Source organism: Streptomyces malachitofuscus (assembly GCF_055571035.1).
Genome location: NZ_JBVIGA010000049.1, coordinates 1 through 24,387 on the forward strand (window position 1 = coordinate 1; position 24,387 = coordinate 24,387).

Genomic DNA, 24,387 nt, shown 5'->3' on the forward strand with positions numbered 1-24,387 from the left:
CCCGCGGAGCGGGTAAGAGGTTGCTTCGCAACCTCCCAGGGAAACTCCCGTGCTGCGCACGGGAGTTGGGAATGAAGCCCCCCCGCTGCGCGGGGGTGACGGAGTGAAACCCCCTCGCGGTGCGAGGAGATGGCTCTGCGCTGCGCTCCGAGCCGTGTTTCCTTCCGTCAGAACTTTCGCTGAATCCGGAGGTTGGGCTGGTGCCCTTCCGGCTCTCCGCTTACGCTCCGAGCCGGCAGCTCCCCTTCGTCGCTTCGCTCCTGGAAGGAGCCTTGGGGGCCGTCCGCTGCGCTCCCGGCCCAGCCCGCATTCGCGGGCGGCTGCCTACAGGGCAGGGTGGTCGGGAGGGCTGGGGCCGTCTGTTTCCTTCGGCTCGGAAGTTTTGGTGAATCCGGATTCAGGGTGGGTGCCTCTTTTCGTTGGATTGCGGTGGACGAGGCTGTGGTGTGTCCGGGTGAGTGATGCGCTGTCAGGTGGGGTCAGGTGCACAGGCATTGGGTCCTCCTTCGTTCCCGGGTATGTGTCAGCGGAGCGGTGAGGGTCAGTCGTGCTGCCACCAGGTCACTGCGAGGCATGCCAGGCGGGCTCCGATATGGCGGAGGGCTCCGGTGAGGAGCGCTCCGCCGACGAGGCGCCGCCACGAGGCAGGGGCGGGCGCCACGTGGTCCGGGTGCGTGGTGGTGGAGGGAGTGCGGTTCTTCTTCGGCATGGTGGGTGTCCTTCGTTCGGGCAGGGCGCGGCGGCGCACTGTGCGGGGTGTGGGGGCGCACTGTGCGGGGTGTGGGGGCGCACTGTGCGGGGTGTGGGGGTGGTGCAGCGGGCGGTTCGCGGGGCCGCCGGGTCGTTGTGCTGCTGGGATTGATCGTGGCAGCCGGGAGGTGGGTGCTGCATCCTCAACAGGGGTCCGGTTGGCGGGAGAACGATGTAATTTCCACCCCGTGTACACCTGGGAGAGCATCAGCGGGCCGGGCACCATCGACGATCTGGTGGCGGATGCCCATGCCGCCGGCTATCCGGAGATGAACGTGCGGCGGGTTCACGACTGGATTTCCAAGGGGCTGCTGGACCAGCCGCGTCGTCGTACCCGGCGGCGTGGCTCGGACAAAGCCGAGCACAGCGTCAACCAGCGCCGGCTGCTGCTGCTCCTGCTGGACAAGCGGCAGCAGGTGGCGCACCTGAGCGCGCTCGCGCAGGTGCCGCTGGCCATGTGGCTGTGGTGGGACGGCTACGTACCCACGCGGCAGGCGCAGCGGGCCTGGGCGACGTGGGTGGGGCGTGGCCGGCGCAGCCAGGAGGTGGCGCGCGAGGGCGCGGTCGGTCTGCTGGAGCAGGTCGGGCATCAGCTGGCGGCTGAGACGGCGCGTACCCGGTTCGTGCGGGTGATCACGGAGCTGGGCAACGGCAAGGCTCTGGCAGTGCGCGGGCGGGCCGAACTGCTGGACGTCGTGCGGGACGTGATGGAGCCGGAGTCGGTGTTCGCCGCCAGCGGCCTCGTCCGCGCGCTCGGGCCCGCGCGGACCCCGATGACCGTCGAGGCGGTCGTGACCCACGTCGAGGCTCTGTGCGCCGCGTTGGGCCGCACGCTGGACGGAGCGGTGGACGGCGCGCTGCTAGAGCGGGCCCGCGCTGTCCACCGGGCTTCCATGGCTGGCTACCTCGCCCAGCGCGGGGGCCTTGCCGCCGAAGCCGGACAGCTGGCCGATCTTTTCCGCGAGCCCACACTGCAGGAGCAGTTCGACCAGGCCGGGCGACAGCTCCTGCTCATCCTCGGCATGGAGCTGATCCACCGGCGGCCGAAGGCGCACTCGGTGTGACGGCGGGCTGGTGGCAGGCCGTCCAGGGCCGCTGGACGAGGGGAGGCGGCTGCTCGCCAGGAGCACCGTCTTGAACGGCCTGCGCTCAGATCGGGTATCCCGCGTCGGTCGATCGGCGTAGTCCGATTCCTGGGATCCGGATCTCCGTTTCGCCCTGGGCGGTGGGGAGTTGGGCGTAGAGTCGTGGGCTGCTGGCATTGGTTTGCCAGCGGCGCACCCGCTCTGGCTAGACGGTACTGGCGTGTTCAGGGCTCGACCCTGGCACGAAGAGTGGCTGGCACCCAGCGACGTGAGCGTTCGGTTCTCGCAGGCCGAGCATCTGTCGGTGGGGAACGTTCGGTCTTATCGGACCGATCTGACCAGCAGCTCGCCTGGTTGCCGTGGAACGCCGGTCGGCACGGGATGTCACGGCGTGGGAGCCGTTGATGGAGCGTGACGGTGCACGCCGCCCCCTGGGGCGACGCGCAGTGGAAGCAGAGGCTTATGCCCTCCTGCTGCGCGCGACACCAGGAAGGGCAGGACTATGACTTCGTCGGACAGTTTCGCGGGTCTGGACGGGCTCGATCACGACGATGGGCTGCCGCCTCTGCTGCGCCGCCCGGAAGCGGTTGAGGATCCGCAGCCGGTGATCAGGCTCCGCCGGGTACGCAGCGCGCTGCTCAAGAACCCGGATGTTTCGCTGGACGAGGCGGCGGCGAACGTCGTCACCTCGGGCGCGGTGGACCCGTTGCGGCTGCAGGCGCTTGTGGCGGCTGAGCCGTTCGGTCTGCTGACGGCCAAGCCGGTCGTCGGGGGCACGCTGTATGCGACCGCGCCGCACCCCCGCTACCTCGACCTGGATGTCCTTCCGGACATCATCAACCAGAGGTGGGCGGGCCAGCTGCACACGGCCATGGACGTGGTCCCCTCCCCGTTTCTGGCCACTGTGTACGAGACGCTCACCGATGCGGCGAGCGGGGAGCCGCGCGCGGTCTTCACCGTCCGTATGCGGGACCGCAAGGCGCTGGCCCAGGCGGTCGCCGAGAGCATGCACCAGACGTTCTACGCCCAGAAAGGCGAGAACGACTACACCCAGAGCGTGCTCCAGCAGGGGGTGAAGGAGCCGCTGACGCTGTTCGTGGTACGCGTGGTGTACGACGACGGCAGCGAGGACACCTTCCTGGTCACGGGCGACGGCAACAGCCGGCTGATGAGCATGTGGCTGGCGCGGACCGGCGGCGACATTCACGCCGCGGTCTCGGCCTGCATCGCCTCCGTCATCGGCTCGCTGGACCACCCCGGGGCACGCAGCCGGACGGAGCAGGGACAGGCCCGTCGACGGACCGCTGAGCTGACGATGCGGACCCGCAAGAACCTGGCCGCGGCCACGATCACGGAGGCGACGCGGCGGGAGGGCCACACTCTCGCGTTCCCCGCCATCGTCGTCGTCGGCGCGCGCGCGGACGACGGCGGGCCGCTGACGGACCTGGTGGCGGCCCGGGACGACCTGCTGGCCAGCCTGCACGTGCACGTCACCCCCTGGACCCGTGGAGCGCAGAACACTCAGGGCATGCAGCGGGTCTACCGGCACGCCCTGCGCGAGGGGCTGATCAGCTCGGACGTGTACCGCGTGCTGTCGGGCACCGTCGGGGCGCAGGAGATGCACTATCTGCTCGGGGTCCCCGCGCACCGGCTGTGGGCGACCGCGGTCCATCAGCACGTGCTGCTGGCCGGGCCGGGCGCGTACGCCATGAACCGGCTGGTCAAGCAGGAATTCGGGATGACCAGGGCCGACCGGCAGCGCATCAGCGAGCGGCTGGCGCCGATGGCGCTTTCTGCCTATCGCAGCCAGGACAGCATCGAGCAGGCGCTGCGGGGCTTCGGCAACGGCGGCACGATCACCGACCGGGTGTGGAAGCAGCCCTGGACTCTGACCCGAGGCAGCGACGCGTCCGAGGTCCTCGACGACGTCCTCGACCGCGCCCTGGCCGGCGAGACGGGCGCGGTGGCTGAGCTGACCGTGCTCGGCGGGACCGCCGCGATCCTCGACGGCTACATCACCCGGGACCGTGGCTCGAAGGAGGGCACCGAACGGGACAGCCGTACGGCGCCCTTCCGGATCACGCCCGTGAACCTGCTGGATGCGCTGGCCAGGACCGCTGGAGGGCTGCGGATGCTGCATTCCATCGCCCGCGCCCACGTCGCCGCCGACCCGGCTGTCTGGCCCAAGCAGTTCCACACCCAGGACCGCGAGGTCGACGGGCAGCTCGTTCGGGACGGCGAGCCCGTGCTCGACAAGATCGGTGAGCAGGTCATCATCGACTACGAGTGGGACCTCGTCTACGCCGCCGACCCGGTCAGGGCCATGGCCACCATCGCCAAGAACAGCCGCGGGCCGCAGGAGTTGGAAGCGGAGGACGTGCGCCAGCGCCGACTGCTCGCGAGCGGCGTCAGCTCCGTGTTCGAGGCCGCGCGATCGCTCGCCCGCATGCACAAGAGCCGCGGCCCGGAGGTGTTCGGCCACGTCGACACAGTCGACGAGCTGCGCGCGCAGCTGAGGCAGGCCGAGGAGATCCTGCTGCGCTTCGGGCCGTCCCGGGCCTCCTTCCTCCTCGACGAGGACGAGGAGGGCGAGGGGTGAGCGCCGCCTTCCCGCGGCTGGTGGGTGCGGTGGCCGGTGGCCGCACCTCCGGCCGCTTGTGCGGGCTGTCGTCGGTATCGGTGGACTCGGCCGCCCCGCTCCTGGGACACCGCCGGAGCGCGGTGTCCCAGGAGCGCCAGTCCACGTCGCACGGGACCAACGCAGAGAGGCGGGTCCGGTGAGCGCGCCCGTACCGCAGCAGTCCCGCTTCGGCGGGGTCCGGCCGGCGGCTGTGAGCGTGGCCAGCGGCAGTGCCATCGTCACGGCTCTGACGATGGCCAACGCTCCCTGGCAAGCCGTGGTAGGGACCGTGTGCGCCACGCTCGTGGTGTCGCTCCTTCTCGGTCTGGCCAAGATCGTGGTACCCGATGAGTCCGAGCACAAGCGGGACCTGGTGCTCGAATACTTCCGCTACCGCGAGCGCCGGGCCAAACAGCGCGAGCGCCGGGCTGAACTGCGCAAACGCCGACGGCGGCAGCGAGACCAGGGCACGAATCCGCAGGAACAGCGCGACCGGGCCCCTGGAGATGATCGCCCGCTTCCGTGATCATTGCCTGACCTCAGCCAGTGACGGCTACCGGTGATCCGGACGTGTACTGGCTGGCCGGACGTACCCAGCCGGGCCAACGCCACCTGATGGCGGTGGCCCGGCTTCCGGGACATAGGACACGTCGAGCCCCGCACCCAAGTGATCTTCCGGACGTGGGCGGGCTGCCGCATAGTCACGTTTCCTCTACCGGCAGTAGAGGGGCGCGGTAGAGTGAGGAATATGGCAGCAGACGAGACGAGCATCAAGGTGAGCGCGGCGGCGCGGGACAGGCTGGCGCAGCTGGCGGCCGAGCACGGCACCACCATTCGCAGCCTGGTGGAGGACCTTGCGCAGGGCACTCCGACTCAGGCTGAATACGCCGAGCGTGCCGAGCTGGCCCGTGCCGAGCTCGCTTCCGCCCTCGGCAGCGCGCCCAGCCCAGAGGCCGAGGCGAAGGCTCGGGCGCTGCTGGAGCGCCTGGGCGGGGCGCACCACGGCTCGCAGACGGCCGCGTAGTGGCGGCGATCTCAGTCGTCCTGGACCACACGACCGCCGCTGCTCTGTACGACCCGAAGGATCCGTTCAACGAGGCGGTCGCCGCGTTCTACGTGCAGGCCTCCGGCGGGCTCGGTGATCTGTACGCGCCGGTGCTGTCGCTGACGGCCGGTGACGCCGAGCGGCCCGGACTGCTGGGCTACATCAAGGGGCTGCGGTTCATCCGGATCGAGGCGTTCGACACTGACGCAGCGGTCACCGCCACCGAGTTGCTGCGCTTCGGGCACTCCTTGGCCGCTGTCCACGCCATCCACGCCGGTCGCCCATCCGCTGCCCACCCCGCCGGGCGGTTTCTTCTCACCCTGACCCCCAAGGCCTACGCCGGCACCGGCGTCCAGGCCGTCCACCCCGGTCAGTAACCGGTCAGCCACCGACGGCAGAAGACGGTCAGCACCGCTCCTGCTAGGGCGGTTGCGTTGTCTGTTCTCACGTGCCCGGCCGCAGGCCGAGGTGCCTTCCGGAGGAACCGTGCAGTTCGCTGTCCTGCCTGTCCGCGGGTGGCCCGTCTCTCCCCTGCCGGGGCAGGCCTTCCTGGTTCGTGACAACTGGGATGACTACAGCTTCAAGACGACCTTCCAGTTGCTCTGTGTCGATCCAGGCGGCGAGATCAGGGAGATCGGCGGGGTCAAGATCGGCAGGTTCGGCATGGCGGCGCCGGCCAGGACGCCGCTGCCGGACGGCTTCGAGACGCTGGACGGAGCCTTCTTCTCGCTCGGGCTGAGGGACACCTACTACGAGCGGCTCCGCGAGCTGGGTGCCGATCTGCAGCGCACCGTTCTGCGGGCTCTCAACGACATCTCCTTCGATCTGGACCTCTTCTCCCGCGCCCGCACCGAGAGCGTGACGGGCGCGTCCCTGCTCCGGACCGTTTCCGCCGACACCGTCATCGGCCGCTTCCGGGGCAGCGACCTGTCCGCAGTGCCGTCGGCGGCCGTCACCGACGTCACCCGGCGACACCTGTTCGACGCGCTGCGCAGAACTGGTGTGAGCTGGTCGGGGAGCCTGGACGAGGTCACCTTCCTGCGCAGGCTGTACGACCTGGACAGTCTGAAGAGTCATGACCCTCGGTTCGCCACGGCCGAGGGCGACATCCTCCAGCACCGCTACAACAATCCCGAGGACTGGGAAGACGACTGGGTCTTCGGTGACGAGCGCTTCGGGCTCGCCGACGGCGCCGACGAGATCCTGCTCCGCTTCCTCGCAGAAATGATCCACCCCGCCGTACGGACAGATACCAGCGAGGTCCAGCGGCTGCTGGCGCTGGTCAACGACATGCTGGCCCCCGATGGCTACGAGCTCGCCGAGACCCGCACCGTCAGCGGCTACCCGGTTTATGAGGCCCGTCGGATACCGGCGCGCCGCCGCACCGCACCCCCTGCTCCCCCGGCCGCCGCAACATCCTCACCATCCGGCCAGGTCCCCTACGCCGCAGTCCGCCGCGCCGCGCGCGGCGAGCGCAAGGACTACTCCTGCCCGCGCGAGCCGGTCCCGGACGGAGGCCAGGCGGACGTGTTCGAGGCGACCCACAAGACCCTCGGTATGACCGTCGCGCTGAAGAAGCTGCACAGCAAGTACCCGGCCGAACGCCAAGTGGCCCGCATGCGGCGAGAGATCGAAGTCGGCCAGGATCTGAACGATCATCCCCACGCCATGCCGATCCTCGATTTTGGCGCCGACCACACCTGGTTCGTGATGCCCTGGGCCAAAGCCACCGCCGCCCAACGCCAAGAGGTGCTGCGGGAACCCGCCGAGCTGCGTGCCCTGGTCGACGCTCTGGCGTCGGTGCTGGCCACCGCCCATGAGGGCGGCTGGCTGCACCGGGACATCAAGCCGTCGAACATCCTCTACTTCGACGGCCGATGGACCCTCGCCGACTGGGGCATCGTCCGCCGGCCACGGGGCCAGACCACCAAAATCGGCCGCACCGGCCCCTACATCGGCACCGAGGGCTTCGCCGCTCCGGAACTGTCCGAAACACCGCACGAGGCCACGGAGTCCAGCGACATCTACAGCATCGGCAGAGTCATCGCCTGGGCCCTCACCGGCGAGCTGCCCAAAGCCAATCTGCCGCTGCTGCCCCCGCCCGGCCCTTGGCGCACCGTCGTCCGCGCCACCACCCACCAGGATCCGCGACGTCGCCCCCAGACCATCAGCGAGCTGCTCACGCTGATCGACCGCGAGCATGCGGCCATCCCCGAGGATCCCTTCGAGACCGCCCAGACGCTGCTCGAAGCCGCCGGCACCGGCGACCCAGCTGCCGCGGACACTCTGCTGACCCTGGTCAGCGGCCACCCCGAGGACTACGAACTCCACGTCGGCGTGCTCACCCGCCTTGACGTCCAGCAGGCGGGACCGGCCCTCGCACGCGAACCCGCGCAGGCCCATGGTCTGCTCCATGCCCTGGCAGAACACGTAGACGGCGACGAAGCGCACATGGTGCAGTTCGGCGAAGCCGCGGCAGTCGTGATCTGGCTCCAGGGAATCTGCGTCTACGCCGCCAGCCGCTGCGACTGGGACCTGCTGGAGGAGGCCGCCCAGACCATGTGCATCTGGGACGGCGCCTGGGACCAGTGGTACGCCCAGGACAAGATCACTCCATGGCTGCGAACGGTGAAGAGCGAAGCCGCATCCATTGTGGCCGCCGTCCTGCGCGACCACCCGGACTCCGCCCAGCACTTCAGCCACATCGCCGACGACCGCACCGCCGACCCCCGCATACGCCGGGCCCTACGCACCAGCACGGCTAAGTGAAGCGGACGGCGAGCCGTATCGCACCCGTGCCCCGTTCCTACGCAGGTGGTGCGAGCCGGGCGGCCCACTGCTCGCGCGGCGCCTGCTTGCTGGCGTGTAGGCACACGGCTTCGTCGATCTCCTGACGGGTCAGCGCGAGGGCTCCCGGCGGGACGGGGTCGGCGTGGGCCCGGCTGAGCGGGGCCATGGCGTGCCGGGCGTGGTCCAGGGTCACGTACGCGCCGAGCAGCCGGCGTCTGCAGCGAGCTCGGCCCGCACGGCGATCAGGTGGCGGCCCAGGTGTAGACCCTGGAGCGGGTCGCGGACCGCGCGCCAGGCCTCCGCCGCGCTCCGGATGTTGCCGTAGGCGGAACGGGTGTCACTCAGGCGGTGCCGGAGGGGCGGCCAGGTGCAGGGAGAGATGGAAGGTGCTTCACCCGCCAAGTAGCCAATGTACGGGGTGATTTCGCGCGGCCGGAGCGCGTCGGCGTGCTGGGGGCCGAGGGTCGCCGGCGTCTCGGCCACGGTCTACTCGGCCGTCTCCGCGGCCTCCTGGATACGGCCCACGTTCACGGCCTCGTTGATGCGTGAGACGGGTTCCGCGAAGGTGAGGGGGGTCGTCTCGTCGGACTCCTCCGGGGCCGACACAGCCTCGGCGACCGCGTCGAAACTCCCGTAGCCGAGGCCGTCCCGGCGTGTGTCCCGCAGGGGCGCGGGCGGCCACGCCAGCCAGGCCCGCGATGCAAGGGTGCCCTGTACGGCCTTGCGGTTCTCGGGCAGGGAACGAGGGCGGGGCATCTACTGTGGAGGGCGGGGATTGGGGGGCTGGTGCGTGACTCACGGCTTGTGCAGACGGCGGTGATCGGCAACGAGCATTCGGACGTGCCGGTGGTTCTGCCCGTAGCGGCCATCGAGCTGGATGCGTTCCGACGGCGTCATCGTGGCGACTCCTTCTGGTGCGGCCTGCTGCTCGGAGGGTGCGGGGCTCGACTGGCGGACAAGCTGTACGTCGACAGGCAGTGCCACTTCCAGCACTATCCCGCCGGGCAGCAGGGGGACGAGGCTGTGTGCCGGCGACGCAGTGTCGGCGAGTCGAGCGCCGACCACCTGTACGTGAAGGGCGCGCTGCAGGCGTCCCTGGCGAATCACGGGCGGGCGGCCCGGTTCTCCTATCCGGACCCGATCGGCTCCGCCCTGGACGTCGACCTGGACGGCGGACGGCAGTTCAGGGTTCACCTCGACGGGAGGGTCCGCCCGGCCTGGGACTGCGGCATCCCGATCCTCGCAGCCGGTGTTCCGCTCGAGCCCGGAACGCTCGCTCGCTGCCGTTACGTCTACCGGGTGCGAGTGCAGAGCGAGGGGCCGGAGCGCCGGGTCTGGATCGGCACCGAGAGCCTCGCCCACCCCACGGAATGGGTGCCCCTGGCGGATTGCGGGTGGACGGCGGAGGGGTTCGTCACCGAGGCCGCGCAGCGGATCCTGAAGGAGCTTCCGGCAGGCCCGCCCCCGCGCACGCAGCCGCTGCCGGAAGCGGTCACGCGACTGATCCGGGGGCTGGAATCAGCGCAGCGGTCCGGCACGGTCGAGCGCGTCCGCCGGCTCTGTGAGGGCAGTGGTTCCTTCGTTGCCACCCTGGAGCCGCACGCGCGGACGCAAGCGCAGCAGGCCCTTGCCGAAGCCCGCACGTGGCTGGAGGGCCATATGGGCTACCAGCAGCGCGTGTTCGCGGACCTGGAGCACGCGGTGAACGAGAAGCGGGCCTGGGATGTGCGCGAGCACTACAACCGGGCCACCGCCCTGACCCGGCGCGGTGCCAGCGATGCCGAGCTGCGGATGCTGCACAAAGCTCGCCTCTTCCTTCAGGAGAGGAACCACCAGCCGACGCCGGACGTGGCCGCCCGTCGACGCCAGGCGCTCAGCCGGCTCGCTCCGGCCCCGCCGCGCGCTGGAGCCATGCGTCCGCCTCGGCCCGACGCGGACGACGCACGCGCGCGACGGCAGCAGGAAGCCGTGGTGAGGGTTCGGCGTCTGGTGGCCGAGCACGAGCAGACGTACATGTCGCCCAGACGTCGCGAGGAGAAGCTCCGGGAACTCCACGACGCTGTGACCGCAGCTGACGGTGCCCTGCCCGGCAGGCTCCTGTGGCAGATCCGGGAGGTGAGGGAGAAGTACGCCGTGGACGAGACGGCGCGCTCACGGCGCCCCCCGCGCCCTGCCGCAGGCCTGTCGGACAAGACCCTCGCGGCGGCGGCCGCGGCGGTGCGCGGCGCTCTGATGCGGGTGGCCCGTGCCCAGCAGACCCTCACCTGGGCCGCCCTGAAAGAACAACTGGGCACCGCCCTGCCCGACATGACGGACCAGGAGCGGCAGCGCCTGATCGCCCTGGTGGATGTGGCGTCGGAACGGGACGAACCGCTGCTCTCCAGCGTCCTGGCGGCCGCCGATCCACAGCTGGCGGAGGCGTACCGGCTGTCCGCGAACCTCCTCGGCGGCCAGCTGCCCGCAGACGACCGCGAGGTCCTGCGCGATGTGATCGATGCTGATGTGCGTCAGACGCATGCGTACTGGCGCCCCCGGTGAACGAGGCTCGCGCGGCCAGGAGGTGGCGCGCTCACCTGCGGCTGGTGGCGGCGCTGCGACGGGCAGATTCCCGCTTATGCGCCGTACGACCTGGAGTCTTGGTGCTTTTGGCCAGTGGGTCGTATCGCCTTGACGGTATGGACGAGCCGCGACTCACCTCACCCCAACTATTGTGGCCTAGGTCACATTGGCGTCTGGTTTCCTCCGTGGCGTACGTCTAGCAGGTGAAGACGTTTCACTTGCGTCCTCACACGGGCCCGCCGTGCTGCTTTGGGAAGAGTCGAGCGGCGGGCCCGAAAACTCCGCCCCGCGGGGGGCCTAGTGCCGTTGACCACATTTCCGGCACCGTCCGCAGGCGTCCTCGGGCCGCGCCGTCCGCAGTGGCCAGCCGAATCCAAACTTGCAAGGTCCCAGGGCAGGTTCATGCGTACCCGGCCGCGCCGGGGCACGATGACGGCACCCAACGGTGCGGGCTCGCGCAACGACTCTTCCCCTCGGTGCAGCAGCGGGCCCATGATCACGAAAGTGTGAGGAAACAAGTGACCAAGAAGACCCTGCCGCGCGCCGCTCAGGCGGCCGTGTGTGCGGAGACCCCGGCCCGGTGGCGACGCCGCGGCCGCCGCGGCGTCGTGATCACGATCATCGTGATCGAGATCCTGCGGATCGCCCACGGCCAGGTGCCGTGGGACAACCCGCTCGAGGGCGCGCTCATCGCCGCGATCGGCCTGCTGACCCTGGACACCCTCGTCGACGCCGCGCGCGCCGTCGGACGGGTGCTGCGGCGCCTGGTGCCGGAGCGGATGGTGCTCGAGCGGAGGAACGGCAAGCGCCAGCTCGCGTTCGGCTGGTAACCGTGCGGACCAGCGAGTACACCGCTGACGCCCAGGACGTAGTGGCGGCCTGGGCGTCAGCCCCGCCCCGACCCGGTACAACTGCGGGCGACAACATCGCTGACGGCCAGGAGAACGTGGCGCTGCGGAGCTCGGCCCCGCCCCCGGCTGGCAAGAGCGCGCCGGCCGAGCGGTCCTCGTGGCCCAGGCCCGAGGAGGCCCAGGCCGTTGTGGAGAGCCCGGCTTTCCGCATGCTGCTCGACCTCGAACCAAAACTGTCCGCGTACCTGCGGGGCATGCACGGCTTCGACGAGCAGACCAGGCAGGACATCCTGGCGCTCGTCCGCGACCGCTGGATGACCCGGCTGCACCGCGAACCCGCCATCGAATCGGACAAAGTCCACGCTTACCTGTACACGATCACCGGGAACGCAGCCACTGATCACCAGCGCAAGGCCTGGCGCAGGCGTGAGGTCCTCACCGGCTTGTCCGACTGGGAAGCGGTGCTCCCGCGGCCGGAGTGTGAGCGGTCCGCCGAGGACGTCGTCACCAGCACCGCGGTGAACGAGGAACTGCTGGCCAAGGTGCAGAGCTTGCCGCACATGCAGCGGCGCGTGATCGAGCTGTTCTTCCTCGAGGAGCTGTCGATCCACGAGACCGCGGGCCTTCTGGGCATCCAGCCCGAGACCGCAGCGCGCTACCGCCGGATCGCGCTCAAGGCGCTGCGCAACATGTATGCCCACGCGTCCCCGGAGGCCGGGAACAAGCCCTAGGACGGCACCCTCATGAACCTCCTCACCCTCATCACGGGCTCCGTGCCCGGTACCGTCCAGATCACCGCGTACGTCTCCTACGACACCCGCAAGGAGCTGGACGGCCTCAAGCCGTTCTTCGCGCAGCAACGCGCCTGGGCACGCGAGCAGCCCATGGCCTCCACCGCGGGAATGACCCGCCGCGAGGCCGACGCCCGGCGCGTCCTGTGGCAGGACCAGAAGGTCGAACTGCGGTACAAGGGACAGCTGATCGACAGTCTCAACGCGCTGGTGACCGGCGGTCTGTTCCGGGAGCTTGAGAAGCGGGGCTGGAACCGCCCGTGGGACCCCTTCCCGCGTCAGGCGCGGGCGCCGGGCCGCTCGCCCGGCTCCCCCAGCGGCGTCTGGCAGGAACCAGTATCCGTCCGTCTGCCCGTCGACCTGGTCAACACCGTGTACGCCGCGTGCTGGCACACCTCCAAAGAAGCCGGAACCCTCCTTGAGGAGTGGAAGCGGCGCCACCCCAAGGCCTGCCCCAACCGGACCTCGCGTCCGGGGTGCAATGAGGCCGCCCTCGCCGAGTACCGGCAGATCTGCGCAAAGATCACTCACCGGGGAGACGTCTGGCGCGCCGCCGTGCTCAACGGACTCGACAAGGCCCGTGCCTCCCAGGACCCGGCCACCGGTATGCCGTGAGCAAGCCGAACCGGCCCACCCGATACCGGAGCGAACCAGGCGGGTACACACCCGCGCGCCCACGCTGCGTGTTCCCGGGGGCGGCGCGGCGCTCTCGCTCAGGTGCCCGGGGGCGGCACTGGTGGCCTCCCGGCTGCGGGCGCCTGCCGGGAGGGAAGCGGGCGGGCAGTACGTTCGTCCCGGCCAGTCCTGGACCGGGGACGGGGCGTCACCGTCTACTCTGCTTCCTCGGCAGGCACCAAGTAGGTACCATGCTGGTATGCCGTCACTGAATGTGTCCTTCACCGAGGAAGAGATGGAAGGCGTGCGTGCTGCTGCCGCCGCTGAGGGCAAGAGCCTCAAGCAGTACCTGCACGACCTGGGCGTGCGCGAGATGCACCGTAAGCGGTTCGTGGCGGGCGCTGCGTCCTGGGCGGACAGGCTGCGCGAGGAGTTCGACGCGGCGTTCCCGGAGGAGATTCCTCCCTCCGAGCGCGACCGGGGAGCCACTGCCGCCTGATGAGCGAGACCCTGTACGTAGATGTCTCCTGGCTCCTGGACGTTCAGGACATCGCCCTCGGCCACGACGACGTGTCCGTCACCGACTACTCGGCCCTTGTCGCGGCCGTCGCCCGCCACAAGACGCGCACACCGACGCTCGCCGAATCCAACCCCGACGCGGCGTGGCGTGCTGCCGCGCTCCTGCACACCATCGTGCGGCTCGAACCGCTCCCCCACCGCAACAGCCTCTTCGCCGCCTTCATCACCACCCAGTACCTCGACCAGTCCGGTGAAGGCATCGACCCGCCCTACGGAGCGCTGTCCGACCTGATCAGAAAAGCCCGCGAGACCCGGCTCAAGATCTACGACATCGCGGACACCCTCCGCTCCTGGCGTATCTGAACCCCGGCGCCGCCCCGCGGACGAGCGGCGGCCTGCGCCGCCTCACCCGCTCCCAGTCTTGGGCGTCTCTTGAAACACGAGGGAGCTGCTCTCTCTGTCGCAGTGGCGGCGAGGACCGTACGGCTTTGCCCGGCACCCTACGGCGCGGCACTGACGATGCAGTCCACGCCGGTTCCGGGCCGTTCGGCGTCAAACGATCATCAGTGGCTTTTACAGCTCGTGAGGGTCGCGTTTGTTTCCCTGGATGCGCAGCATGATCACCGTGCGGGGTCTGGGGTCGCCGGCGGGTCCGGGGACCGTGCGGACGTGCACGCAGGCGGATACTGCGGCCAGACCGTCGGGCTTGTCGGTGAGGTCGAGTACGACGAGGAAGTTCACGGGCGGGCCGTTGACCTGGTAGGCGATGGCCTGTGGCAGGAAGGCTTTCGTATAGGCGTCCCAGGTGGGGTTGGCCCAGTCTCGTTTGAGTTCGAGCGTGATCAGTTCGTCGTGGGGGCGCCAGGCGATGTCGACGCGTCCGGCTCCTACGTTGCTGACTTCCAGTTCGACGCGCAGGCCCTGGCCGCGGAGGAAGTCGCGCAGGTCTCTGCCCAGCTCCTTCTCCAAGGGTTTGTCTTCGTCCTTTTTGAGACGGCGGAGGTACTTGCGGGCGTCACCGCCGAATTTCTGTGTCTCGTTCAGCCGGAGGTCGAGGAAGCGGAGGAGGAAGAGCAGGATGCGGTCGATGTCAGCGGCGAACTGGCCGGTGTAGCCGTCGGGGCACTGCTGGCGAAGCTCGGTGCGGGTTGTGCGGTAGGCGGTAGCGATGACGGGGATCTCGTCGACGGGTTCCTGGGCCTGGCGGGCCTCCCACATGCTGGCCAGGCGCTCGGTGAGTTCGGGTGCCGTGGTGAGGTAGCCGGACAGGCGCTCGGCGTCGTCGGGGTGGAGGGGGAGCCCGGCGAGTGCGGTCGCCGGGCTGTCAGCTTTTGGGCCGGGGTCGTGCCTTCCGGCTGTCAGGGCTTCGCGCAGGGCGGTTGCCTGTTCCCGCACGATCGGTGTCGTGGGGTCCTGGTCGGTCTCGGGTGCGGTGCTGAGCTCGGCGAGCCACTGGTCGAGCAGGGCCAGGCCGCCTTCACGGGCGAGCAGACTCTGTTCCACTCGGGGGGCCAGGACGGCGTGCAGGCCGGTTGCGGAGACTGGTGTGCCAGGTGCAGTGGTCGGCAGGGAGCCGTCGGTGGGGGTGAGCAGGTCGAGACTGCGGTGGGCTGCATAGACGTCGACCAGGCTGGTGATGACTGCGGCGGCGTGTAGCCAGGCGCCTGGCCGGTCGGCGGCTTGGGCGCGGGTGAGGGTGTCGAGGAGTTGTTGCCAGGTGCCCAGAGTGTCCAGGCGGGGGGTGCGCCAGCCGGGGGGCAGGCCGAGGAGGTTCAGGCGGATGTCCAAGATCGCGTCTTGGAGCTGGCGGAGGGTGTCGGTGGAGATGGGGGCGCCTGAGCTGTAGGCGAGGAGGGCGTCGAGGGCGGCGCCGAAGCCGGCTGCGTCGGGGCGTTCTTCCGTGCAGTGGGCGTCGCTGAGGTATGCGCGGGCTTTAAGGAGTTGGGGGCGGGCCTGGTCCAGGGTGTCGGTGGTGAGGGCTTGGCGCAGGGTGAGCATGCCCAGCTCGAAGGCGGCGTCGTCGGCGACGTCGTCGTGGTGGAGCAGGTCTTGCAGCAGCGGGGGGATTTCCGGGGCGGAGAAGTGTTCGGCGAGTGCGCCCGCTACGCGGACAACGCGGGCGGCGAAGTTCTCGTCGACGCGTGGCAGTTCCCTGCGCAGGCGGCGTAGCCGGTCCAGGAGCCCGTAGTGGCTGGCGATGCCGGCCAGGACGAGGCGGGCGCTGGCTTCCAGGGCGATGCCGCCGACAAGGTCCAGACGGGTACGGCTGGCGTCCAGCCAGGCGTCGGCGAGTTCCTCGCCGAGAACCTGGACAGCGTGGCGGTGGGTGAGCAGGGCGGTGACGACGTCTTCGAGGAGCAGCGGGTCGTCGGGGACTGCGGCGGCGAGCAGGAAGTCCTGGCCGGTGGGGCTTGCCAGTGTGGTGGCGTCGTTGCAGACGAGCGTCACCAGGGCGGGCAGGTCGTCGTGGTCGAGGAGTTCGTCGCGGGCGTCGGTCAGGATCGCAGGGCCGCCGAGGTCAGTTAGGGCAGGCGGGGGTGTGCCGGTGCGGCGGGCGTCGGCGAGGAGGCGTAGAGGGTCGCCTGAAGGGTGGGGCATCGTCTTGCCTCCTTCCGCCGCCGGACGTGTGTGCGGCTTGGACTCTAGGTCAGGCGCGGCCGGTGGGCGTGCTGGCGGGGCGGGTCTGGTGCGGTCACCACAGGCGTGCTCCTGGCGGGGCGAGGCGCAGCTGGCCTTGGGGGATGAGGGAGGCCACGTCCTCGCCGCGGGCGGTGGCGATGATGACTTGCAGCCCGGGCGCCATGTTGGTGAGCTTGACCAGGTCCTGCACCATGAGTCGCAGGTCTTTGCTGTCGACTTCCTCGGCTCCGGGGGAGTCGACGATCAGCAGTCCGGGGTGGCGGCCGACCCCGCTGCGGATGCCGTGCCGCAGCAGTGCGGTCGTCGTGACGATCTTCAGCCGCAGTTGTTCGCCTTCGGTCAGGGAACCGTAGGTGTGCTGCTGGCCGCCTTTCCACACGGTCAGGGTGGCCCCGGTGCCCAGTTCGACGCGTTGGAGCATCTCCAGTCCCAGGGCGCGGCCCATCGTGACGATGTCCTTCTCGACGTCCTTGAGGACTTGCTTCAGGGCGGCGGTCCGGCGGGCGTGAGCGGCCTTCTCCGCGGCCTTGAGGACGGCGTTGGCCACTTCCAGTGGGGTGATGTCGACGGCTGCGTCCAAGTCGGCGAAGCGGCCGGTGCGTTCGGCGACCGCTCCCTCCAGGCGGGCCACGGCCAATTCCACGGCGCGCCGTTCGCTGGTGCCGGGGTCCTGCAGGGCCTCCTGGAGAGCTGCCTCGGCTCGGGTGACGGCATCAACCGCAGCGGAAGCCTGCGCCTGGGCTGCGGCCAGGAGACCGGCGGCTTCCTCCGCTTCCTGCTGGACGCCGACCAGAGCCTGCCGTAGATCGTCCGCCGTCTCCGTTTCTTCGTCACCATGACCATCGTGCTGATGGTCGGTGGGCTCGGGCAGGCGGGAGGTGCACAGCGAGCAGTGCCCCTCCTGCTCCCGGGCCCACTGCTCCTTGGAGACTTTCGCATCGCAGCGGGGGCAGACGGTCGGCATCAAGGTGTGGAAGAACGCCTGGGCCAGTGCTGCTTCCTGGGCGGTCTGCACGGCCTGGGCGAGGCTGTGCCGCTGTTCCTCGAGGGTGTCGTGACGCAGGCGGGCCGCTGCGAGCGCGCGTTGCGCCTCGCCGGCCGTCGCCGTGGCGGCGGCCAGCGTCCGGTAGGCCGCGCTCAGGTCGGCGGCAGCCTGCCCTTGTTCGGGCAGCGCCTCAAGGCGGGCTTGTTCGGTCTCCAGCTGCCGGGTGAGCTCGCCCAGCTGCGCGCGGCGTGCCTGGGCGTCGGCGGCGGCCCGCTGCCGGGCTGCGGACAGCTGGGCGGCCACCACCTTCTGGGCGACCGATGCCGCGACCATGGTCGGCGCCCAAGGGGCGCCCAGGAACAGCTCCAGCAGCCGGGTGGGCAGCGCATTCCTCGACTCGTTGCCCAGCAGGTGTCCCAGGCCCTTGCGGTTGATGTACAGGCCGCTGGCGTAGGAGGGCCAGGACAGCTCTCCGGTGACCGGTAACGCTTCCACGTCCCCGCGGGGCTTTTGCTGGGTGCGCAGGGGCTCCAGTCCCAGGCGGTCCAGCATGAAGGCGTCCATCGACTCCTCGAAGGCCTTCATGCCGTCGAACGACGCCAGTTCGGCACCGGTCTGTTTCGACACCACGCTGCCGGTGGGGATGCCGCCGGTCACCGTCATCTCCACCACGAGCGGCTCGTCGTCGAGGACGAATTCGGTGCGCACGCGGCGCAGCCAGCTGCGTACGTCCCGCTGCAGGCCCACTCGGCCGCGCAGGCACCACAGGATGATCTCAAGGACGCTGGACTTGCCGGCCTCGTTCTTTCCCGTGGAGGCCAGGCACCACACGCCGGGCCCGGGCTCCCAGTGGAAGCGGAAGGGGATGTCGGGCGCATCGGGCTGCTGGCCGTCGGGAGCCGGGCGGATGCCTTCGAAGTCCACTGCGGTCACCAGGATCCGGTGAGGGCGCGGGAGGGCGGTGTGCGCCCGTACCCCGTGCTCGGCAAGGACCTCGCGTACCACCTCGACCGGCTGCTGGGACGCCGCCGCGATCTCCTCCAGCCATGTTTCGACCGGGCCTGCCGCGTCGTCTTCGACCTGTGCGATGCTCCGGCTCACGCCGCCAGCCCCTCCCGTGCCAATGCCGCTTCTAAGCGCTGCCTCACTCGGGCGGTGATGCCTCCGATGAGCCGCCCCTCCGGAGTGCCCGCGTACTCCTCGTGCCCGTACTGCAGCGCTTTCAGCTGTCCCCCGGACATGCCTTCCGCCGCCATCGCTACATACGCGGCTTGCTGGTCGTACCAGGCCAAAAGCGGCTCCGTGGTACGCAGCTCCTGCGCTCGGGCTGCCCCGGCTTCCAGCAGGTAGTAGTCACGACGCCGTACTTTGGCGTCGGTCACCCGACCCGCCCGCCGGATAGCGATCAGTTCCAGATGCCGCAGCACACTCAGCGCGTTGTTCAACTGCTCGAACGCCCCGTGCCGGCCCCGCAGCATCCGGTAGGTGTGCAGCTCCGGCTCCCGCTCTTCGAGCACCGCTCGTGCATCCAGAAGGCGCTGACGGGGCAGGCGGCCCTCTTCGCACCCGGAGATGATCACATTGGCGAGGTAGTCCGGGTTACGTATGAGGAAGTCCAGCTTCTGCAGCTTCCGCTCGGACTGGATCACCCGGACCGCTGACTCCGGCGCGTCGTCCCCGGCCCGGCACGCATCGCCCAGCCGGTCCAAAATGAACAGCATCCGCACCGCAGTCTGTCCAGTGGTCGGAGCAACGATCCCGACCACCCCCTTAACTCGAGACATCGCCCCACCACGCGCGCCGACATCACTCTGCTGCCAGACGCATACGTGCAGTGACCATACAGGCTCAACATCGACATGAGGAGACGTTCAACAACAAGATCGGGGGACATGCGCTTCTACGCTTCCACTCCGGAACTCATGCGAACGCAGCCGTTCGATGTGTGGGCGGCCGCCCGGCGGGCGTGGAGCAGCGTCCGGGACCAGGGCGGCGAGGCGATCGCGGCTTCGCCGCCCGGGTCGCCCCCGCTTTAGGCAGCCGTGTCAGCGTGATGCCGCTGCCGAGGGCCGTCGAGGTACTGGGCTCGCCGCCGGTGCCGTCCCCTACGCTGCCGGCTGGTCGGCGAGACGGGCTGCCTGTCCGAACAGGCGCAGCAGGGCGTCCTGGACTTCGGTGAGCTGGTCGATGCGGCGGAGGAGTTCGGTGTATTCCTCCGTCGGCATGTGGGTCCGATCGGCGCTCGTGGTTGCGGCTCGTGCGGCATCGGGGAGGGGGTTGGTGACGAAGGTGCCCAGGCCGTGGACGGTGTGGACGAGGCCTTCGTCGCGCAGGACTCGCACGGCGGCGCGGGCGGTCATGTTGGCGATCCCGTAGTCCTCTTCCAGGACGCGGGAAGGCGGCACCTGGTCGCCGGGTCGCAGTTGCCCGGTGAGGATTTGCTGGCGCAGGACATCGGCCAGGAGGCGGTAGGGCGGCCGGTTCGAGGGCTGCGGCAGCCGGCGTGCCGCAGTTCCCTGTGGTGTCCGGCGGGGCCTGCGGGAGGCTTGGCTGTCGCTCATGAAGCGTCCTTGCGCGGAACGGGGCTGCGGTGGATCTGACGCTGCACCAGCGTGATCTCCGGTGTGCCGTAGGCGGTGGTCACGCCGGAGATCGTGTAGCCGGAGGCCTGGGAGAGCTCGCGCAGGGGGTAGCGGCGTGCCGGCTGGAACTCCCGGGCGTATGCGAGGAGCAGGCGGATGCGGCGGTCGGCCTCTTCCTTCTGTGTCCGGGCTTGTTCCAGGGCGAGGATCAGGGGGTCTTCGTCCGTGGCCAGGGCGGCGGCTTCCAGATTGTCGGCGTACTGCGTGCGCTGGAGTTCGCTCTGCTCACAGGCGTCGGCGAAGCAGTCCTCGGGGGTGACGCTTCCCGGTTCGGGCAACGGGCAGAGGAGGGCGGCGAGTTCACTGATCGGATGCATTTTCCGATGGTCGTAAATTTTTACGGAAATCGCAATACCCGGGAAGGGGTCGGCCCCGAACGGGGTACGGGGTATGTGTCCCGCGTGGCGGACGTGGGGAATCGTCTTCCGTGATCGCTGGCCCGGGCGGTCACGGCCAAGGCCCTAAGGGGCGCTGGAAGGCGTCTTCGGCTCGAAAACGCTGTGCGGTGCGTCCGGCTGGGATGTGGGTGCCTGGCGCAGTACCCGGGCCAGGTCGCGGTGTATCCGGTCGGCTTCCCCGCGGACCTGGACGGGGATGTCTCCGCGCTCGGCGACGAGGCGGTCGTAGACGGGCGTCTGCTGGAACACGATGCGGCGGTTTCCCTTTCAGCGGGCGGTTCGCGGACTGGCGCAGCATACGGGCCCGGGTCACTCCCCGCTGGCTGCGGGGCGTTCAGCCTGGGACGGCGAAGAGGGCGGCCTGTGCTGTCCAGTCGCCGTCGAAGAGCGCGGCGGCCAAGGCTGGCATGGCCGCCGGGGGACGCTGTGCGCGGTTGCCGCCGGTTCAGGGAACATCCCGGGGCGCAGCGGCATGCCATGCCCGTGCTGTGGACAGGAAAGTATCCGGGCCGCGGTCCCGGCCGTGCGCGGTGTGAGTGCTTCGTCGTCCCCGAGCCGATCTGAAAAAGGAGCAGCCGGTGGCACCTCCCGTTCCCGGGTCCCTCTCCCCGCTGCGGTGGCGCTGGATCCTGGTGACGACCCGGCACCGGGACGTGCGGTTTCTGTACTGGCCGCCGCAGCATCCGACCGGACACCGCAACCTGCGGATGTTCGACCGGGACGGGTACAACATCGGCCGTCTGGTGTGGGTGGTGTGTGACACCTGCCGCGTCGGCAGCATCAACAAGATCTCCATCGATCCCGACCGTCACCGTCAGGGTCTCGGGCGTCGCCTGGTACGCCGGGCCCTGGCCGACGGCCCCGGCTACGCCTGGCAGACGACCCACCAGTCGCCCCAGGCCAGGAAGTTCTTCCCCGTCCTGGAGGAGGAGTTTCGGGTTGCGCTGCCCGAGTTCGGCGGGGTGTGCGAGCATCTCTCCTCGCCGACCCGATTCCGGGCTGCTTCGACAGGTCGCCGTCCGCGGGCCATGCTGGAGCGCAGCGTGTGAAGGAGGCTCCCGAGATCTTGCAGTTGCGTACCTACACCGTCCGTGACGGGCTGCTCGACGAGTGGGTTGAGCGGTGGCGCAGTGACGTCGTGCCGTTGCGGCGGAAGTGGGGCTTCGAGATCGGCGGGGCCTGGGTGGACCGGGAACGCAACCAGTTCGTCTGGCTGATCTCCTACAGGGGGCCCGGGACCTTTGAGGAGCGCAACGCTCAGTACTGGGCATCGCCCGAGCGCAAGGCGGCGGGCCTCGAGCCGGACGACTACCTCCTGCACACCGAGGACCGTACGGTCGAGCAGCACTACTGACCGCGCGTCGGCCCCGGCGCCAAGCGAAGGGCGCTGTCGCTGTCGCTCGGCGGGGACGTCGCCGCGCTCGGCGACGAGGCAGTCGTACACGGGGTCTGTGGGAACTGTGCCACGTCGGCCCACGCCGGGTGCTGCTCGTGCGGCGGACGACGGGCTTGTTGCGGACCGCCGTGGTCGATGACCGCCCGGCGCACTAGGTACCGCGGCCGCCCGCCAGGCACGCCGTCGGTCCAACCGGTCCTGACCGGCCGCCTCTTGGCTTGACCACTCCTCCCCCCGGGTCGAGCCGTGAGGCCCCCCTACACCAGGACGGCCGGGACGGCGTCCTCAGATGTCCAGTCCCCGTCGAAGAGGGCGGCGACCAGGCAGGCATGAGTGTCGGGGAGCTGGCCGGTGCGGTGTTTGGTGCGGGCTTTGGCGAGCCAGGCGCCGATCTTGACGGTGTCGCCGTCGACGCGGATGGTCTCGCGGGCTGTGGGGGCGCGGCCTTCGCGGTGGAGGAAGAGTTCCAGGAGCTGGACGGTCTGTTCGAAGGTGCGGCGGGTGCGGCGGGCCGGGGCGAGGGGGTTGGTGTCGGGGGTCAGCCCGAGAGCGGTCATCAGGTGCTGCTGGCCGGGGTGGAGGGCGGGCCAGGTGGTGAGCTGGCGGGCCAGCCAGGAGCCGATCTTCACCCCTGCCAGGAGGGTGTCGCGGGTGAGGGCGGCCGGGTCGGCGCCGGAGGCGAGGTGGGTGCGCAGCAGGTGGTATTTGCGGTGCCAGTCCGCGCCGTGCGGGAGGCGCCAGTCGGGGGCGAGGTCGGTGAGGGCGTCGGCGCGTGCGGCATCGAGGGTGTTCTTGGTGGCGAGGTGGCGTTGTTCGGCGAGCCAGGCGCCGACGGGGGTGGTGGCGGGGGCGGCGAGGTGGCCGTGGGTGCGCAGGTAGTCGGCGGCGGCGGCGAGGCGGGAGCGCCAGGCGGCGTCGTGCTTGTCCCAGATCATGCCCAGCGCGTCGAGTTCGGCGGTCCAGTCGGCTTCGAGGCGGCCGGCGGTCCGGGCGTCGCGCATGGTGGTGATGAAGGTGCCGAGCCGGTAGCCGGCGGGGTCGGTGTAGTCGGCGGGCACGTCGAGGTGGCCGTACTCGTCGCGGTAGGAGCGGGCGGCTGCCAGGCCGAGGCGGCGGGAGCGGGAGACGGCCGGGTCGCGGGGGTCGAAGGAGACCAGGTCCATCGCCTGGGCGATGCGTTCGGGGTGGACGGTGAAGTCGAAGTGCCAGCGGCGGGCGATGACATCGCTGGTCTCCTTCGGCAGCCGGTTGGCCTTGTCCGGGAGGCGCTCGAGGATGCGGTGGTCGTGGCTGGCCAGCGCGCAGGCGATCGCCCACACCGGCTCGTAGGCGGTGCCGAGGATGTTCTCGCCGTCCGTGCCGGGCGGGACGTAGACGGGCACGATCAGGCTCGCGGTTTTGCCGCTCACGTCCAGGCGCAGGGCGCGGCCGAGGGCCTGAACGCAGCGGATGACGCTGCGGGTGGGGTCGGCGAAGACGATCGCATCCACGCTGGGGATGTCGACGCCTTCAGCGATCAGGCGGGAGTTGGCCAGGATCGCGCAGTCGGCGGCGGCGAACGCGGCGAAGGTGTCGGCGCGCTGGGCGGGGGTGTGCTCGCCGTGGGCGAAGAACAGCTCGGGGGTGATGTCCGGGACGAGGCCGGGGTCGGTGCGGGCCAGCAGGCGCAGCGTGTGGGGGAGTTCGCGGGCGAAGCGGCGGGCGTCAGAGACGAGGTTGAAGTAGACCAGGACCTTGCTCAGACGGTGTTCGGTCATGGCACGCAGGACAGACAGGTGCAGGGCGGTGGTGCGCAACGCGCTGTCCTGCTCCTCGCCGTCGCCGGGAGGGGTGGTGCCGGGGGCGGGGAGATTGAGGCGGCGGCGCAGGTCGGCGTCGGTGAGGGTGGGCACCACGATGCGGTAGTCCGCTGCCCGGCCGTCAGCCACTGCCTGCGCGAGCGGGTATTCGAAGATCTTCTGGCCATAGACGGCCTCGTTATCCATGGAGTTGGCGAACGCATCCACATCCCGCCCCGCGGCGGCGGGGCGGCGGCGCGGGCGGGTGGTGTCGGCGGACTCCGCCAGCTCCGGCGCGGCGAAGATGCGCGGGGTGGCGGTCATGTAGAGCCGGCGGTCGGCCGAGATCCGTTTCGCGTCGTTGACGATGGCCCACTTCTTGTCGGCACGGCCTGCGATCCGGTGGGCTTCGTCCATGACCGCGAGGTCGAACGGCGGCACCGCGTATCCCGTGCGCTGGGTCTGCTCGATCTTGTCCAGGGAGTCGTAGGTGCAGATCACCGTCAACGCCGGGATCTGGTCCTCCCCCTCCCCTACCACCGACATCAGCCCGCCCAGCGCGTGCGGGTTCGTGGTCGACATGACCCGGGCCGCGACCAGGTCGTCGCGGCCGCTGGTGTCCAGGGAGGAGACGATCACCATGTGCTCGCCGTGTCCGTCCCGGCGCCAGGCCAGCGCCGTCTGCGCGGCCAGGTCCAGGGTGGGGACGACGAACAGCACCAGCCGCGCGCCGAGTTCGTCCGCGGTGCGGATCGACACCAGCGTCTTGCCGGTGCCCGTCGCCGAGACGAACAGCGCCCGCGTCCCCGCGCGCCGCAGGTGCCCGGCCAGCCGCTTGACCGCCTCGGCCTGGTCGGGAAACAGCCGCGCGGGCCCGGCGCGGCCGGGGAGCGGCAATTCGACCACAGTCATGTCAGCTCTTC

General features: G+C 70.1%; 23 protein-coding genes. 14 read left to right on the forward strand and 9 right to left on the reverse strand.

Going from position 1 to position 24,387, the window contains the following annotated elements; genetic code table 11:
* Positions 1–541: 541 nt before the first annotated feature.
* Complete coding sequence (locus ACZ44S_RS38115; protein ID WP_466937903.1) at positions 542–709, reverse strand: hypothetical protein; 168 nt, start codon at positions 707–709, stop codon at positions 542–544.
* 229 nt (positions 710–938) lie between these two features.
* On the opposite strand from ACZ44S_RS38115, the gene ACZ44S_RS38120 reads away from it, so the two are divergent.
* The 6 genes from ACZ44S_RS38120 to ACZ44S_RS38145 all read left to right on the forward strand — a co-directional run bounded on the left by ACZ44S_RS38120 (position 939) and on the right by ACZ44S_RS38145 (position 8,269).
* Entirely contained in the window at positions 939–1,814 is an 876-nt protein-coding gene (locus tag ACZ44S_RS38120; RefSeq protein ID WP_466937906.1) for a hypothetical protein, read from the forward strand.
* Positions 1,815–2,337: 523 nt separating this feature from the next.
* Positions 2,338–4,434, forward strand: coding sequence for a hypothetical protein (locus tag ACZ44S_RS38125; RefSeq protein WP_466937907.1), 2,097 nt, complete (start codon positions 2,338–2,340; stop codon positions 4,432–4,434).
* A gap of 178 nt (positions 4,435–4,612) precedes the next feature.
* Positions 4,613–4,981, forward strand: a complete 369-nt coding sequence (locus tag ACZ44S_RS38130; RefSeq protein WP_466937910.1) for a hypothetical protein — start codon at positions 4,613–4,615, stop codon at positions 4,979–4,981.
* A gap of 222 nt (positions 4,982–5,203) precedes the next feature.
* Complete coding sequence (locus ACZ44S_RS38135; protein ID WP_358569927.1) at positions 5,204–5,479, forward strand: hypothetical protein; 276 nt, start codon at positions 5,204–5,206, stop codon at positions 5,477–5,479.
* Positions 5,479–5,877 (forward strand): PIN domain-containing protein, encoded by a 399-nt coding sequence (locus ACZ44S_RS38140; protein ID WP_466937913.1) that lies wholly within the window; start codon positions 5,479–5,481, stop codon positions 5,875–5,877. The genes ACZ44S_RS38135 and ACZ44S_RS38140 overlap by 1 nt, the downstream gene beginning before the upstream one ends.
* A 109-nt stretch (positions 5,878–5,986) precedes the next feature.
* Entirely contained in the window at positions 5,987–8,269 is a 2,283-nt protein-coding gene (locus tag ACZ44S_RS38145) for an AbiJ-related protein (RefSeq protein WP_466937914.1), read from the forward strand.
* 507 nt (positions 8,270–8,776) lie between these two features.
* Here the strand turns inward: ACZ44S_RS38145 and ACZ44S_RS38150 are convergent.
* Complete coding sequence (locus tag ACZ44S_RS38150; RefSeq protein WP_466937917.1) at positions 8,777–9,046, reverse strand: hypothetical protein; 270 nt, start codon at positions 9,044–9,046, stop codon at positions 8,777–8,779.
* Between the two features lie 30 nt (positions 9,047–9,076).
* Here ACZ44S_RS38150 and ACZ44S_RS38155 point away from each other — a divergent pair, with 30 nt between their 5' ends.
* From ACZ44S_RS38155 to ACZ44S_RS38180, 6 genes are all read left to right on the forward strand, one after another.
* A complete protein-coding gene (locus ACZ44S_RS38155; RefSeq protein WP_466937919.1) occupies positions 9,077–10,828 on the forward strand; it encodes a hypothetical protein in 1,752 nt (583 codons plus the stop codon).
* A gap of 539 nt (positions 10,829–11,367) precedes the next feature.
* Positions 11,368–11,679: a hypothetical protein gene (locus tag ACZ44S_RS38160; RefSeq protein ID WP_466937921.1), complete on the forward strand. Its 312-nt coding sequence runs from the start codon at positions 11,368–11,370 to the stop codon at positions 11,677–11,679.
* A gap of 2 nt (positions 11,680–11,681) precedes the next feature.
* Positions 11,682–12,431, forward strand: coding sequence for an RNA polymerase sigma factor (locus ACZ44S_RS38165; protein ID WP_466937923.1), 750 nt, complete (start codon positions 11,682–11,684; stop codon positions 12,429–12,431).
* 12 nt (positions 12,432–12,443) lie between these two features.
* Positions 12,444–13,106, forward strand: coding sequence for a hypothetical protein (locus ACZ44S_RS38170; protein ID WP_466937925.1), 663 nt, complete (start codon positions 12,444–12,446; stop codon positions 13,104–13,106).
* A 259-nt stretch (positions 13,107–13,365) separates the two neighbouring features.
* A complete protein-coding gene (locus ACZ44S_RS38175) occupies positions 13,366–13,605 on the forward strand; it encodes a hypothetical protein (protein ID WP_381000577.1) in 240 nt (79 codons plus the stop codon).
* Positions 13,605–13,988 carry a toxin Doc gene (locus tag ACZ44S_RS38180; RefSeq protein WP_150157794.1) on the forward strand — a complete coding sequence of 128 codons (384 nt, stop codon included), beginning with the start codon at positions 13,605–13,607 and terminating at the stop codon, positions 13,986–13,988. The genes ACZ44S_RS38175 and ACZ44S_RS38180 overlap by 1 nt, the downstream gene beginning before the upstream one ends.
* 210 nt (positions 13,989–14,198) lie before the next feature.
* Here the strand turns inward: ACZ44S_RS38180 and ACZ44S_RS38185 are convergent, their stop codons facing one another.
* From ACZ44S_RS38185 to ACZ44S_RS38210, 6 genes are all read right to left on the reverse strand, one after another.
* Positions 14,199–16,223, reverse strand: coding sequence for a hypothetical protein (locus ACZ44S_RS38185; protein ID WP_466937927.1), 2,025 nt, complete (start codon positions 16,221–16,223; stop codon positions 14,199–14,201).
* Positions 16,224–16,317: 94 nt separating this feature from the next.
* Positions 16,318–18,351, reverse strand: coding sequence for a hypothetical protein (locus ACZ44S_RS38190; protein ID WP_466937930.1), 2,034 nt, complete (start codon positions 18,349–18,351; stop codon positions 16,318–16,320).
* On the reverse strand, positions 18,348–18,971 hold the full coding sequence (locus ACZ44S_RS38195) for a hypothetical protein (RefSeq protein ID WP_290011713.1): 624 nt from the start codon (positions 18,969–18,971) through the stop codon (positions 18,348–18,350). The genes ACZ44S_RS38190 and ACZ44S_RS38195 overlap by 4 nt, the downstream gene beginning before the upstream one ends.
* A gap of 384 nt (positions 18,972–19,355) precedes the next feature.
* A complete protein-coding gene (locus tag ACZ44S_RS38200; RefSeq protein WP_466937932.1) occupies positions 19,356–19,811 on the reverse strand; it encodes a GntR family transcriptional regulator in 456 nt (151 codons plus the stop codon).
* Positions 19,808–20,209 (reverse strand): hypothetical protein, encoded by a 402-nt coding sequence (locus tag ACZ44S_RS38205; RefSeq protein ID WP_466937935.1) that lies wholly within the window; start codon positions 20,207–20,209, stop codon positions 19,808–19,810. The genes ACZ44S_RS38200 and ACZ44S_RS38205 overlap by 4 nt, the downstream gene beginning before the upstream one ends.
* A gap of 144 nt (positions 20,210–20,353) precedes the next feature.
* A complete protein-coding gene (locus ACZ44S_RS38210) occupies positions 20,354–20,539 on the reverse strand; it encodes a hypothetical protein (protein WP_466937937.1) in 186 nt (61 codons plus the stop codon).
* A gap of 329 nt (positions 20,540–20,868) precedes the next feature.
* Here ACZ44S_RS38210 and ACZ44S_RS38215 point away from each other — a divergent pair, with 329 nt between their 5' ends.
* The gene (locus ACZ44S_RS38215) at positions 20,869–21,339 is read left to right on the forward strand and encodes a GNAT family N-acetyltransferase (RefSeq protein ID WP_466937940.1); all 471 of its coding nucleotides are present in this window, start codon (positions 20,869–20,871) and stop codon (positions 21,337–21,339) included.
* A 17-nt stretch (positions 21,340–21,356) separates the two neighbouring features.
* Entirely contained in the window at positions 21,357–21,644 is a 288-nt protein-coding gene (locus ACZ44S_RS38220) for an NIPSNAP family protein (RefSeq protein ID WP_466937942.1), read from the forward strand.
* Between the two features lie 299 nt (positions 21,645–21,943).
* Here the strand turns inward: ACZ44S_RS38220 and ACZ44S_RS38225 are convergent, their stop codons facing one another.
* Positions 21,944–24,376, reverse strand: a complete 2,433-nt coding sequence (locus ACZ44S_RS38225) for a helicase associated domain-containing protein (protein ID WP_466937944.1) — start codon at positions 24,374–24,376, stop codon at positions 21,944–21,946.
* Positions 24,377–24,387 lie beyond the last annotated feature (11 nt).